We start from the raw sequence: 11,889 nt of genomic DNA on the forward strand, positions 1-11,889 counted from the left end.
AAGACCCCTTGAAGACGACGAGGTAGATAGGTTGGAGGTGGAAGTGCAGTAATGCATGGAGCTGACCAATACTAATCGGTCGAGGGCTTATCCTAAAGTTTCACGAAGTGAAAGTACTTCGGAAGCATATGCTTTTAAACTCGCAAAGTTTGTTTCGTATCTAGTTTTCAAGGATTAAACCTTGTATTGATTTTTAGTTGTGTGCCCTTTATAGGGTTGGATATTTTGTTGAAGTTGAGACAAAGTAGACAAGCAACACAAAAATCCTGTTTGGTGGCGATAGCGGAGGGGTTCCACACGTACCCATCCCGAACACGACCGTTAAGCCCTCCAGCGCCGATGGTACTTGGACCGCAGGGTCCTGGGAGAGTAGGACGTCGCCAAGCGGATTTTCCCTGATAGCTCAGTTGGTAGAGCACTCGACTGTTAATCGAGTTGTCACAGGTTCGAGCCCTGTTCGGGGAGCCATTTTCAAGGCCCGTTGGTCAAGGGGTTAAGACACCTCCCTTTCACGGAGGTAACATGGGTTCGAATCCCATACGGGTCACCATTTATTATAATGTATCACATATGTATGGAGGCTTAGCTCAGCTGGGAGAGCATCTGCCTTACAAGCAGAGGGTCGGGGGTTCGATCCCCTCAGCCTCCACCATTTTTGATCTCAAGAGTTTTGAGTTCATATGAATTAGATATTGTTTATTGACGCGGGGTGGAGCAGTCCGGTAGCTCGTCGGGCTCATAACCCGAAGGTCGCAGGTTCAAATCCTGCCCCCGCAACCAATTATTCCTTAGCTGGGGAATACATATGTGGAACCGTGGTGTAGTTGGTTAACATGCCTGCCTGTCACGCAGGAGATCGCGGGTTCGAGTCCCGTCGGTTCCGCCATTTTTTTCAAAGTAAGAGCCATTAGCTCAGTTGGTAGAGCACCTGACTTTTAATCAGGGTGTCGAAGGTTCGAATCCTTCATGGCTCACCATTTTTTTGTTGTTGTGCGCGTGTGGCGGAATTGGCAGACGCACTAGACTTAGGATCTAGCGTCTCACGACGTGGGGGTTCAAGTCCCTCCACGCGCACCATTTTATTATGCGGACGTGGCTCAGCGGTAGAGCATCGCCTTGCCAAGGCGAGGGTCGCGGGTTCGATTCCCGTCGTCCGCTCCATTTGTTATTATTTGCGCCCTTAGCTCAGCTGGATAGAGCGTTTGACTACGAATCAAAAGGCCAGGAGTTCGAATCTCTTAGGGCGCACCATTTAAGATTTTTAAGTAACTATACGCCGATGTGGTGGAATTGGCAGACACGCCGCACTCAAAATGCGGTGCCGCAGGGCTTGCCGGTTCGAGTCCGGCCATCGGTATAGTTTCGGGACGTAGCTCAGCTTGGTAGAGCACCTGGTTTGGGTCCAGGGGGTCGCATGTTCAAATCGTGTCGTCCCGATTGTAAAAAAACCATCGAATATTATTCGATGGTTTTTTTGTTGTATATTTTTTTAACCCTTCGGTCACAATAAAGAAAAGAATGTAGATAGAAGGGGATTAAAGTGAATTCTTCTCGTCTAAAAAAACAGATGAAGAGGCATTGGAAACAGTGGAAACGAAGAATCGGAGCAGTAGTGACATGTGCTTTAGTTATTGTGCTCATATGGTGGGGAAATCACTTACCTAACAGAATCGAGTCCTTGCTAAGTTTTAAGCCACAGCTAGCTGTTGAAACGTTACGGAATCTTCAAAGTACTTCTTCAGAGGAAGAGTATTTAGATGAAGTTGATTTGCGGAGAAAGCTAAGAAGTAATAATGAAATTCATGAAGTGACATTGCTAAAACAATATATCTGTGGTCAAGAAAAACAAAGTCTCGGTAAAATGAAATCTAATGAAATAGGGTTATTGCTTGATAATCATTCGACTTGGAAAGCTGATATTAATGACAATGGAGAAGTATTGTTTATAGAATCAATCTCTGATCTGTCCCCGGAGTGCAAGCAGAAAGCTTACATCGGTATGGATATAGACGGGAACTTAACTATGTATGAGGATTCTCCGAAAAAAGAAAAGGTTCTAAAAACATTTTTTCAGTTGGACATTAATTCTATGGAATCTTCACTCCCAGATGGTGTACTAGAACAACTCCAACAGGGTATTCGGATTAAAGATGTGGATGAGTATAATAGTGTGATCTCAACTTTCAGCGATTATGCTCGTGAGCATTCAGAGAACGTTATGAAACGAACGAAGTGAGGAGTATTTCGAAGGCCAATGTTGGATTCAATCCTACAGGGTGTCGATATGTTTTCAATTTGTTTTCAGTAATCCTAAATCGAAAAACCTCCAAAACCACTAAAACAGTGGAATTGGAGGTTTTTTTGTTCATATTTGGCTAAATTCCTAAAAGTGTATAAATTTATACTTCTAGAGTCCAATCAAAAGTGTCAGGTAATATACCGTTCTGAATACCCGTGATTGTATCATATAACCTTTGCGAAATAGCGCCAATCTGACCCTCGTTAATGATCATTTTGTTCTTCATCCAGAATAGTTCGCCTACAGGAGAAATAACAGCGGCTGTCCCTGTCCCAAAGGCTTCTTCTAGGGTGTTATCGCATGAAGCTTGATATATTTCTTCCATTGAAATCTGTCTTTCCTCTACAGAAACGTCCCAACTCTTCAATAAGTGGATGATGGAATCTCGAGTAACTCCAGAAAGAATACTGCCATTTAACTCAGGCGTAATCACTTTACCATCTATTTTGAAAAATATATTCATGCTACCTACTTCTTCAATATATTTTTTCTCAATAGCATCTAACCAGAGTACTTGTGAATATCCTTCCTCTTTGGCTTCGATTTGCGCTTTGATACTAGCAGCATAATTCCCAGCGGCTTTAGCTGTTCCAAGACCACCACGTACAGCACGTGCGTAGGAGCTCTCAACATTGATTTTGACAGGTTGGATGCCTTCTGAGTAATAAGCACCAACAGGTGAAAGGATCACGATGAGTTTATAGGTATGTGAAGCTCTGACACCTAGACATGCTTCAGTAGCTATAATAAATGGTCTAATATAAAGAGAAGTTCCTTCACCTGAAGGAATCCAATCCTGGTCGACGCCAATCAAAGTTTGAATGGCATGAATAATAAAATCACCATCGATATTAGGAATACCTAAGCGTTCGTTAGATCGGTTGAGACGCTCCATATTTTTCTCGGGACGGAATAAAAGGATTTTATCACCTTCTGTGCGGTATGCTTTTAAACCTTCGAAGACAGCTTGTCCATAGTGAAGGACAAGTGTAGCAGGATCGAGTACTAAAGGGGCATAGGGTACAATCCGAGGATCATGCCAACCTTGACCTGAAGTGTAATCAAGGAGGAACATATGATCTGTGAAGTGTTGACCGAACCCTAAGTGTTGTTCATCTGGTTTATCTTTGAGTGTTTCGCTAATATGGATTTGTATTTCTTCCATGATTCTGTCTCCCCCTGGCTTTCAATCAGTTATACTGTAGTCTTATTATAAGAAAGAAGAAAACCATTGGTCAAATCAAATATTGTAAATAGATTGCGCGTTTTGTCTGAATGATAGACTTACTAGATCATTTTTCATATAATAAGAGAACGAATACATATGTTCGCTTTATGATAAGGGAGAGATTTAAATTGCGGATTTTAGGGATTGATCCGGGTATCGCTATCGTTGGCTTTGGTTTTGTAGACAAGGTTGGAAGCAAAGTTACTCCGGTTCAGTACGGTTGTATTCAGACAGAAGCCCATACACCAGAAGAAGACCGATTATTACATGTGTATGAAGGAATTGTACAATTAATAGATAAATATAAACCTGATGCGGTTGCGTTTGAGAAGCTTTTCTTCAACAGAAACGTCACCACTGCGATGATTGTAAGTCAAGCGCGGGGAGTGATGATCTTGGCAGCGAAACAAAAAGGACTTCCCGTCTCAGAGTACACACCGATGCAGGTTAAGCAAGCTATTGTTGGTTATGGAAAGGCAGAGAAAAAGCAGGTTCAGGAAATGGTGAGAAAGTACCTTCGCTTACAAGAGGTTCCTAAACCCGATGACGTTGCTGATGCTCTAGCTGTTGCAATATGCCATGCACATTCATATACTTTAAATTCGAAAATAAATGAGGTATTGCGGAAATGATAGACTTCTTAAGAGGACCTGTAGCCCATTTGGAGAGTGACTATGTCGTTCTCGATGTAAATGGAGTAGGATATCGTGTGTTCTGTCCGAATCCTTATGCTTTTGCGAAGGGTGAAGGGGATGTTATAGCTTATATTCATCATAGCGTACGTGAGGATGCTATTCTCCTATTTGGTTTTCCTACACGAGTAGAACAGAAATTGTTTCGTAAATTAATTGAAGTATCGGGTATAGGACCTAAAGTTGCTCTTGGTATTCTTAGTGGCGGTGATCCTGATTCTGTTGTAACGGCTATATATCAGGAGAATATTACGTATTTGACGAAGATGCCAGGCATAGGTAAGAAGACAGCACAACGGATGATCCTTGATCTAAAGGACAAGCTGGATGATTTCAGTGCGGCAGTATATTCAGAAGGATTATTTGCTGTTCAGGTACCGCAAGAAGAGGATCACACTTCTTGGTCAGAGGCTAGAGAGGCTTTGAAGACTCTTGGCTATACAGACACAGAGCTCGATGGTGTATGGCTCAAAATTAAGGATGATATCACATATGATGACACCGTTGACGTGATCATGAAGAAGGCGCTCAAACTGCTCTATGCGGGCTGAGAAAGAGGTGCAATAAGTAATGGAAGATCGGATTATATCGGCAAATTTAATGATGGAAGATCAGGCGGTGGAGCTTAGTCTACGTCCTCGCTATTTAGCGGAATATATCGGACAGAATCAAGTGAAAGAAAACATGAAAATTTATATTGAAGCCGCAAAAATGCGTAACGAAGCGCTTGATCATGTGCTACTATATGGTCCTCCAGGGCTCGGTAAAACGACGTTGGCTAACATTATTGCCAATGAGTTAGGTGTGAATCTGCGTACGACATCTGGTCCTGCTATTGTTCGTCCTGGTGATTTGGCAGCATTGCTTACGAATCTTCAAGAGGGTGATGTGCTCTTTATAGATGAAATTCATCGTTTACATCGTACGGTAGAAGAGGTATTATATCCCGCTATGGAAGATTTCGCATTAGATATTATGATTGGCAAAGGACCCAGTGCTCGTTCTGTAAGATTGGATCTTCCACCATTCACATTGATAGGAGCAACAACCCGTGCAGGCTTGCTCTCAGCACCATTGAGAGACCGTTTCGGTGTAGTCAATAGACTAGAGTACTACAGTGTAGATGAATTAAGTTTTATCGTATCTAGATGCGCTGATATTTTTGGTATTGAGATTGTGGGAAATGCAGCAGATGAGATTGCCCTCAGGGCTCGAGGAACTCCTCGGATAGCAAACAGACTTTTACGACGGGTACGTGATTATGCTCAAGTGCGTGGTGATGGGATGATCACGCAAGATATTGCGGAACAGGCGCTCAAAATGCTTCAGATAGATCCTATGGGGCTAGATCAGATCGACTATAAGATTCTACATTCGATGATCACGAGCTTCCGAGGCGGCCCTGTAGGGTTGGATACGATCGCTGCAACGATCAGTGAAGAGAGCCAGACAATTGAGGATGTATATGAACCGTATTTGTTGCAGATTGGATTCTTACAACGAACTCCGAGAGGAAGAATGGTATCGGCTGCAGGCTATCAGCATCTTGGTCTTCCACTTCCTCCAGACCATCATTAATAATGTGAAGAGGATTGGATTAGTGCGTTAATCACTAGAAAAGGAGAGATATCGATGATAAAAAAATTCGGCGGAAAAAGATTGAGTTGGCTTAGTAAAGGAGTTTTGGCTATCGTCATTACAGCGGCATGTTTTCAAATGCCTAGTGAAGCTCTAGCAATCTCTAATGATAAAGTAAGGGTCGCACTTTTTCTTAATTTTGGAAGCACTTATAAATCAACGGTTCCTGCCGTGACGCTTCAATCTGAGAATATTTGGAGCGTAGGTGATAATGGAATAGATGGGTATCAATCTTGGATTTCTTTTGCAGCAAATAAACAAGTGCGTTTCAGCATAGATCAATTTCGAGTTAAAGTATTAGAGACTAGTGATTGGAAAATAGCATCAGATGCATCTCAGAAGCTTTCGGGAACAAGTGATAAGCCTATGCTGTTTAGTATTTCCCAAAATGGAAAGTCAGTATACCAACTTTATTCTGGCGTATATGCTAGTGAGCAAGAAGCTAACGAGGCTACATCCCGTGTTGCTAAGACGGTAGTTGCTCAACTAAATGGTCAGACTCCTACGGTAAAGGGGAATCATTATTTATCCGCAGGGATGTACAAAACCGAATCGCAGGCTGAATTGCAAAGAGCCAAGTTCACTAATGCGGGTTTGGAAGCATCGATTGCTATTTTACCAACAGAGAGTTATTCATATGCAGTGTGGGTAGGAGAAGCGGTTAATATCAACGAACTGACTGCTATCAAGAGTCAAGCAAATGAATTACTACCCAAGATAACGCTAAGAGACATTGAGCTCACTATACCTGCACTCATAAAGCATCAGGATGTCGGATTAGATCTTAAGACAGAACAAGCAGTTGATCATTATCAAATCAGTGGTCCCTCTACTAAGTTATGGATTCCAGAAAATGAGGCTGGAACGAAAGTGGTAGAAAGATCGCAGCGAAGCTATCGAGGTGCTTTTGAGATTAGCTCTTATAATGGGCAAATGTCTCTTGTGAATGAGGTGCCTATCGAACAGTATTTATATTCTGTAGTAGGTGGAGAAGTTCCCTCGTCTTGGGCAGAAGAGGCATTGAAGACGCAAGCGGTAGCAGCTAGAAGTTATGCCAAGTTCCAAAATAACAAATTTAAAATTGCTGACGTAGTTGATACGACACTAAGCCAAGTATATAACGGAATAAGTTCCGAAGCTCCGAGTATCACGAAGGCTGTTGACGCTACCAGAGGCGAAGTTCTTATGAAGAATGGTAAAGTGGTAGAGGCTATATTCTCCTCGAACAGTGGAGGAGTAACGGCCGATTCCAGCGAAGTATGGAATAGTGTGAATGATACGTTCGCGAGTGTAGCCAGTGAAGAAGATATATCTGCGCAAAAAAACATGAAAATGTGGTATTATGTACTTTTGAATAATGGTGTGACCGGATATGTCCGTGAAGATAATGTGAATGAGTTAGCGAGTAAAACGCAATCAGGTCTTGGACAGTTAACGGTAACGGCTAAAGATACGAATGTACGCCCAATTCCACTTATTCAATCTAGCGTGAGTGCTGTTAGCAAGCTTAATCCAGGAGACACCGCTACAATTCTGGACAAAGTAACGGAGTCCAATTCATATTCATGGGTTAGAGGTCCTTATACTTCTGATGAATTACTTAAATCTATGAAAGGCAAGACAACAACCAAGTTACCCAGTACTATTAATACGCTTGAAGTTACTAAACGGGGTCCATCTGGACGGGCTATTGAGATTCAGGTGAACGGCCAAGTGCTAGAGGTGAAGTATGCGGATATGTTCCGATCTGCGCTTAATGGATTGCCGAGTACGTTATTTGATATTGTACCTATCGAAAGTTATAATGTATTAGCCTCTGATGGGATTAAGATGAACACAAGTCAGAAATTTATGTTTGTAGGACGAGGTAATGGTCACGGCTTGGGACTCTCACAGTGGGGAGCCAAGGGTATGGCGGATGCTGGGAGTAATTATCAGGATATTTTGAGACACTATTATCAAAATGTCACTATTGTTAAGGAATGACGACACCATGGATGTAGAGTTATATAATTTTGACTTACCGGAACAATTAATTGCACAGACACCGCTACTAGATCGAAGTTCTTCGCGTCTGTTAACTTTGAATAAAGAGGACGGCAGCATCAGGCACGAGTCTTTTACAGGAATCTTGGATTATCTACAATCTGGAGACACACTTGTGCTTAATGATACGCGTGTTATTCCCGCTAGATTATTCGGTACCAAGGAAGATACAGGCGCTAAAGCAGAAGTGTTGTTGCTCAAAAATATGGGCAATGATCGATGGGAAGCTCTTGTTAAACCAGGTAAGAAGTTAAAAAAGGGAAATGTGATTCATTTCAGTGAAGAGCTACAGGCGGTCATCGAAGAAGAGGGAGAGATGGGAGCACGTATTCTTTCTTTTAACTATAAAGGCGTGTTTCAGGAAATCCTAGATCGACTCGGACAGATGCCACTTCCTCCTTATATTAAAGAGAAGTTGAATGATCAGGAACGTTATCAGACTGTATATGCACGTCATGAAGGCTCGGCAGCTGCACCTACGGCAGGTCTTCATTTCACTGATGAATTATTGGATGAGATACGTGCTAAGGGAGTGAATGTAGCATTCATAACTCTTCATGTAGGACTGGGTACATTTAGACCGATGTCAGTTGAACGTGTAGAAGATCATGTTATGCACGAAGAATATTACTCTCTATCCCAAGAGACAGCTGACTTGTTGAATGATGCTCGTAGCCATGGAGGAAGAATCATAGCTGTAGGAACGACTTCATGTAGGACTCTTGAAACGGTTGGAAGACAATGTGGTGAAGGTCCGCTCTTAGCAACGAGTGGATGGACAAATATCTTCATGTATCCGGGACATCAATTTACAGTTGTGGACGCATTGATCACTAACTTTCATTTACCTAAATCGACTTTAGTCATGTTAGTTAGTGCTTTGGCAGGAAGAGATCATGTATTAGAAGCATATAAGGAAGCGGTGAAAGAAGAGTATCGATTCTTCAGCTTCGGCGATGCTATGTTTATTTATTAATTACAGAATGGCTTATTAAGGAAGGAATATACTATGGTAGCTGCAATTACTTACGAACATATTAAGACATGTAAACAGTCAGGAGCTCGTCTCGGACGAGTTCATACTCCGCATGGTATTATTGAGACACCTACATTTATGCCTGTTGGTACTTTGGCTACGGTTAAGACAATGAGTCCAGAAGAGCTTAAACAAATGGATGCTCAGATCATTCTGAGTAATACGTATCATTTATTTCTTCGACCAGGACACGAGATTATTCGTGAAGCGGGCGGACTTCATAAATTTATGAACTGGGATCGACCGATTCTTACGGATAGTGGTGGTTTCCAAGTATTTAGTCTGAGTGAGATGCGTAAAATTACGGAAGAGGGTGTTCATTTTCGCTCTCATCTAAACGGAGATAAGTTATTCCTTTCTCCAGAGGTTGCTATGGAGATTCAGAATGCGCTTGGGTCTGATATTATGATGGCATTTGATGAATGTCCACCGTATCCAGCGGAATATGATTACTTGAAGAAGTCACTTGAACGGACTAGTCGCTGGGCTGAACGTTGTTTGGAAAGTCATGGTCGACCACAGGATCAAGGGTTGTTTGCTATCGTTCAAGGTGGTATGCATGAAGATCTACGCAAACAAAGTGTTCGTGATTTGACTTCCATGGATTTCCCGGGGTATGCTATTGGTGGACTCAGCGTTGGAGAGTCTAAGCAGCTCATGTATGAGGTATTGGATTACACCATTCCATTGCTTCCTAGCAATAAACCTCGTTATTTAATGGGTGTAGGATCGCCGGACGCTCTTATAGAGGGATCTATTCGTGGAGTAGATATGTTCGATTGCGTCTTACCGACTCGAATTGCTCGTAATGGGACAACCATGACAAGTCAAGGTAGGGTTGTCATCCGGAATGCCAAATATGCACATGATTTTGGCCCTCTAGACCCAGCGTGCGACTGCTATACATGTCGGAATTATTCTAGAGCTTATATTCGGCATTTGATTAAAGCAGATGAGACCTTCGGACTGAGACTGACTACATACCATAACTTGCATTTCTTGTTAGATTTAATGCGCAAGGTTCGCGAGAGCATTATGGAAGATAGGTTGCTGGATTTTCGCGATGAGTTTTTCGAACAGTATGGCCTGTATGAGAATCTCAAAGGTTTTTAAAACAGGGATCAATTTGAGAGTTACAATTAAAGGGGGAAGATGAATGTTACTTGCAGCTGGATCTACAGGTGGTGGAGCAGGGTCATTGGTTCAATTACTTTGGCCATTTGTTTTAATGTTTGCGATATTTTACTTTTTGTTAATCCGTCCACAACAGAAGAAACAAAAGAAACGTACCTCTATGTTAAGTTCCCTACAAAAGGGAGATAAGGTCGTAACCATTGGTGGACTTCACGGTACGATTATGGAAATTACGGATGATATCATCGTGCTTCGTGTTAATGATGTAACGAAACTTACCTTTGACCGTAGTGCGATTAGTCAAGGTATTCGTTCTGATGCCATCTCAGAATAATGAAATAATGAATTCGTAAGTTGAGAACCTAATAAATAGAGGTTGTCCTATCCCCACACGGGAGAAGGGCAACCTCTATTTTGAGTTTATGAGGATTGGAGAGAAGTTCTTTCCTTCTGGATTGTACGCTTGGCCATGTAAATACCAAATGAGGATGCAAATAGGCCGAGCATCGTTCCTGCTATCATATCGGTTAACCAGTGTATCCCAAGATAGAAGATGCTGAATAGAATAATAAGACAGCTAATTCCAGTTATGACTCTCCAACGTATATTACCTGATCGAGCGGCTAGAAACATGATTGTAACGGATATGGATGTATGAAGACTAGGGAAACAATTATTTAGACCTGATAAAGGTCGATATTCTTGTTCAAATTTAGGGAATACATCTAACATCAAGAAGGATACTCCCGAAGGGGAATACGACCATACTTCATTAACTGGAAATAGAATATAAAATGGTATGGCTATCGCATAATTCGTAATTATGGCAAAGCAAGTTGCGTATACGAGAACTTTATTTCGATCAATAATATAGACTGCGATAGAAGCAATTAGGAGAGACTGAAACACGATGATGTAAAAGAAAACAGTAATTTGAGTAACGTATGGGTTATTGAAGATGTGCTGAACAGATTGCACAAAATGACCTTCTATACCATATATCCAAGGTGTAAAGTCTACATTGTAATCTAAGGATTCTTCAAACTTAAGCTCGTATTTATTCAATATTAGAATACAGATAACACATATCAGTAATATAATAAACTTTCGTGATCTTATGAGGTCCATGATGAAATTTCGAACGGGTAGTAACGGAAACCTTAAAGTTCCTAGCAAAATGAGTATAATGACTGCACCCGTTGACGCTAATGAAATGGTTCCTATCGAATTGTAGAGCACAACGTGGGTCCTCCTCTTAATAGCATAACTTGCAATAGTGTACCACAACTTGCTATTAAGAGACCATTAAGAAATTTAGGAATGATTACGCATGTTAACTCCAAACATTCCACCAATGGAGCCTATGACAAAAGCTGCTGCAATCCCATAAAATTGGCTTAAAGATAGGGAATTATCCAATGCTAGAAACCCAATAATTAGGATGAGCACGCCATAAAAGGTTCCTGTCACTCCCCCCTGATACCACCCCTTACGTCCGGACCTTTTACCAGATACTAAACCACCAATACTTACTGCACAAGCATGGACTACATAAGTATAGGCCGTTAGTTCCTTCTCCTGCATACCACTCAACCACAAAAACAAGGATAAAATCAATGCACCAATCATCATCCAAGAAAAGGCATAGCATAACCCCGCCAGCGTTGGATTGGAAATACGTAGTGAGAATAAACGTCGGATCTGTTGCATGTAAAAACCTCCTTTATTATCCATATGTTACTGTCATTGTATGACTAGGCTTGCCCCAGTAGTACAATTAGAATTTAAGTGAATGTATTATGATAATTCCCATTAA

General features: G+C 41.7%; 11 protein-coding genes, 11 tRNA genes and 2 rRNA genes. 21 read left to right on the forward strand and 3 right to left on the reverse strand.

Going from position 1 to position 11,889, the window contains the following annotated elements; all coding sequences use genetic code 11:
• From J2T13_RS01815 to J2T13_RS01880, 14 genes are all read left to right on the forward strand, one after another.
• Window positions 1-95, forward strand: a 23S ribosomal RNA gene (locus J2T13_RS01815); the annotation flags it as partial.
• Window positions 96-269: 174 nt separating this feature from the next.
• A 5S ribosomal RNA gene (gene rrf / locus J2T13_RS01820) occupies window positions 270-386 on the forward strand.
• A gap of 6 nt (window positions 387-392) precedes the next feature.
• A tRNA-Asn gene (locus J2T13_RS01825) sits at window positions 393-468 on the forward strand.
• A 7-nt stretch (window positions 469-475) separates the two neighbouring features.
• A tRNA-Glu gene (locus tag J2T13_RS01830) sits at window positions 476-550 on the forward strand.
• A gap of 26 nt (window positions 551-576) precedes the next feature.
• A tRNA-Val gene (locus J2T13_RS01835) sits at window positions 577-652 on the forward strand.
• Between the two features lie 51 nt (window positions 653-703).
• Window positions 704-780, forward strand: a tRNA-Met gene (locus J2T13_RS01840).
• Window positions 781-809: 29 nt separating this feature from the next.
• Window positions 810-886: transfer RNA gene (locus J2T13_RS01845), tRNA-Asp, on the forward strand.
• Window positions 887-901: 15 nt separating this feature from the next.
• Window positions 902-977, forward strand: a tRNA-Lys gene (locus tag J2T13_RS01850).
• A 15-nt stretch (window positions 978-992) separates the two neighbouring features.
• Window positions 993-1,077: transfer RNA gene (locus tag J2T13_RS01855), tRNA-Leu, on the forward strand.
• Between the two features lie 9 nt (window positions 1,078-1,086).
• Window positions 1,087-1,161 (forward strand) — tRNA-Gly (locus tag J2T13_RS01860).
• A 13-nt stretch (window positions 1,162-1,174) separates the two neighbouring features.
• Window positions 1,175-1,251: transfer RNA gene (locus tag J2T13_RS01865), tRNA-Arg, on the forward strand.
• A gap of 24 nt (window positions 1,252-1,275) precedes the next feature.
• Window positions 1,276-1,357: transfer RNA gene (locus tag J2T13_RS01870), tRNA-Leu, on the forward strand.
• A gap of 6 nt (window positions 1,358-1,363) precedes the next feature.
• Window positions 1,364-1,437 (forward strand) — tRNA-Pro (locus J2T13_RS01875).
• Window positions 1,438-1,567: 130 nt separating this feature from the next.
• Entirely contained in the window at window positions 1,568-2,236 is a 669-nt protein-coding gene (locus J2T13_RS01880) for a BofC C-terminal domain-containing protein (protein WP_429367807.1), read from the forward strand.
• Between the two features lie 163 nt (window positions 2,237-2,399).
• On the opposite strand, the gene J2T13_RS01885 is transcribed toward J2T13_RS01880, so the two are convergent.
• Entirely contained in the window at window positions 2,400-3,464 is a 1,065-nt protein-coding gene (locus J2T13_RS01885) for a branched-chain amino acid aminotransferase (protein WP_429367809.1), read from the reverse strand.
• Between the two features lie 191 nt (window positions 3,465-3,655).
• Here J2T13_RS01885 and ruvC point away from each other — a divergent pair, with 191 nt between their 5' ends.
• Genes ruvC through yajC form a run of 7 tightly spaced genes read left to right on the forward strand, consistent with a single transcriptional unit; the run spans window position 3,656 to window position 10,407 of the window.
• Entirely contained in the window at window positions 3,656-4,159 is a 504-nt protein-coding gene (gene ruvC, locus J2T13_RS01890; protein WP_429367811.1) for a crossover junction endodeoxyribonuclease RuvC, read from the forward strand.
• Window positions 4,156-4,770, forward strand: coding sequence for a Holliday junction branch migration protein RuvA (ruvA, locus tag J2T13_RS01895; protein ID WP_429367813.1), 615 nt, complete (start codon window positions 4,156-4,158; stop codon window positions 4,768-4,770). Before ruvC ends, ruvA begins: the two co-directional genes overlap by 4 nt.
• A gap of 19 nt (window positions 4,771-4,789) precedes the next feature.
• Window positions 4,790-5,797, forward strand: coding sequence for a Holliday junction branch migration DNA helicase RuvB (gene ruvB / locus J2T13_RS01900; protein ID WP_429367815.1), 1,008 nt, complete (start codon window positions 4,790-4,792; stop codon window positions 5,795-5,797).
• A 54-nt stretch (window positions 5,798-5,851) separates the two neighbouring features.
• Window positions 5,852-7,843 carry a SpoIID/LytB domain-containing protein gene (locus J2T13_RS01905; RefSeq protein WP_429367817.1) on the forward strand — a complete coding sequence of 664 codons (1,992 nt, stop codon included), beginning with the start codon at window positions 5,852-5,854 and terminating at the stop codon, window positions 7,841-7,843.
• A 7-nt stretch (window positions 7,844-7,850) separates the two neighbouring features.
• A complete protein-coding gene (gene queA, locus J2T13_RS01910) occupies window positions 7,851-8,879 on the forward strand; it encodes a tRNA preQ1(34) S-adenosylmethionine ribosyltransferase-isomerase QueA (RefSeq protein WP_429367819.1) in 1,029 nt (342 codons plus the stop codon).
• Window positions 8,880-8,912: 33 nt separating this feature from the next.
• On the forward strand, window positions 8,913-10,052 hold the full coding sequence (gene tgt, locus J2T13_RS01915) for a tRNA guanosine(34) transglycosylase Tgt (protein ID WP_429367821.1): 1,140 nt from the start codon (window positions 8,913-8,915) through the stop codon (window positions 10,050-10,052).
• Between the two features lie 43 nt (window positions 10,053-10,095).
• Window positions 10,096-10,407, forward strand: a complete 312-nt coding sequence (gene yajC, locus J2T13_RS01920) for a preprotein translocase subunit YajC (protein WP_429367823.1) — start codon at window positions 10,096-10,098, stop codon at window positions 10,405-10,407.
• A gap of 86 nt (window positions 10,408-10,493) precedes the next feature.
• On the opposite strand, the gene J2T13_RS01925 is transcribed toward yajC, so the two are convergent.
• Together J2T13_RS01925 and J2T13_RS01930 are read right to left on the reverse strand one after the other, a co-directional pair.
• Window positions 10,494-11,312, reverse strand: a complete 819-nt coding sequence (locus tag J2T13_RS01925; protein WP_429367825.1) for a phosphatase PAP2 family protein — start codon at window positions 11,310-11,312, stop codon at window positions 10,494-10,496.
• A 75-nt stretch (window positions 11,313-11,387) separates the two neighbouring features.
• The gene (locus J2T13_RS01930; RefSeq protein WP_429367826.1) at window positions 11,388-11,783 is read right to left on the reverse strand and encodes a TIGR04086 family membrane protein; all 396 of its coding nucleotides are present in this window, start codon (window positions 11,781-11,783) and stop codon (window positions 11,388-11,390) included.
• Between the last annotated feature and the right edge of the window lie 106 nt (window positions 11,784-11,889).

This window comes from Paenibacillus sp. DS2015, assembly GCF_050433705.1.
In the GTDB taxonomy this organism is placed as follows: Bacteria; Bacillota; Bacilli; order Paenibacillales; family Paenibacillaceae; genus Paenibacillus_AQ.

Excerpts from the sequence above, each read along its gene's own strand:
- J2T13_RS01930 (WP_429367826.1), bottom strand. The coding sequence starts at position 11,783 with ATGCAACAGATCCGACGTTTATTCTCACTACGTATTTCCAATCCAACG.
- J2T13_RS01905 (WP_429367817.1), top strand. The coding sequence starts at position 5,852 with ATGATAAAAAAATTCGGCGGAAAAAGATTGAGTTGGCTTAGTAAAGGA.
- J2T13_RS01885 (WP_429367809.1), bottom strand. The coding sequence starts at position 3,464 with ATGGAAGAAATACAAATCCATATTAGCGAAACACTCAAAGATAAACCA.
- ruvB (WP_429367815.1), top strand. The coding sequence starts at position 4,790 with ATGGAAGATCGGATTATATCGGCAAATTTAATGATGGAAGATCAGGCG.
- queA (WP_429367819.1), top strand. The coding sequence starts at position 7,851 with ATGGATGTAGAGTTATATAATTTTGACTTACCGGAACAATTAATTGCA.
- yajC (WP_429367823.1), top strand. The coding sequence starts at position 10,096 with ATGTTACTTGCAGCTGGATCTACAGGTGGTGGAGCAGGGTCATTGGTT.
- J2T13_RS01880 (WP_429367807.1), top strand. The coding sequence starts at position 1,568 with ATGAAGAGGCATTGGAAACAGTGGAAACGAAGAATCGGAGCAGTAGTG.
- tgt (WP_429367821.1), top strand. The coding sequence starts at position 8,913 with ATGGTAGCTGCAATTACTTACGAACATATTAAGACATGTAAACAGTCA.
- ruvA (WP_429367813.1), top strand. The coding sequence starts at position 4,156 with ATGATAGACTTCTTAAGAGGACCTGTAGCCCATTTGGAGAGTGACTAT.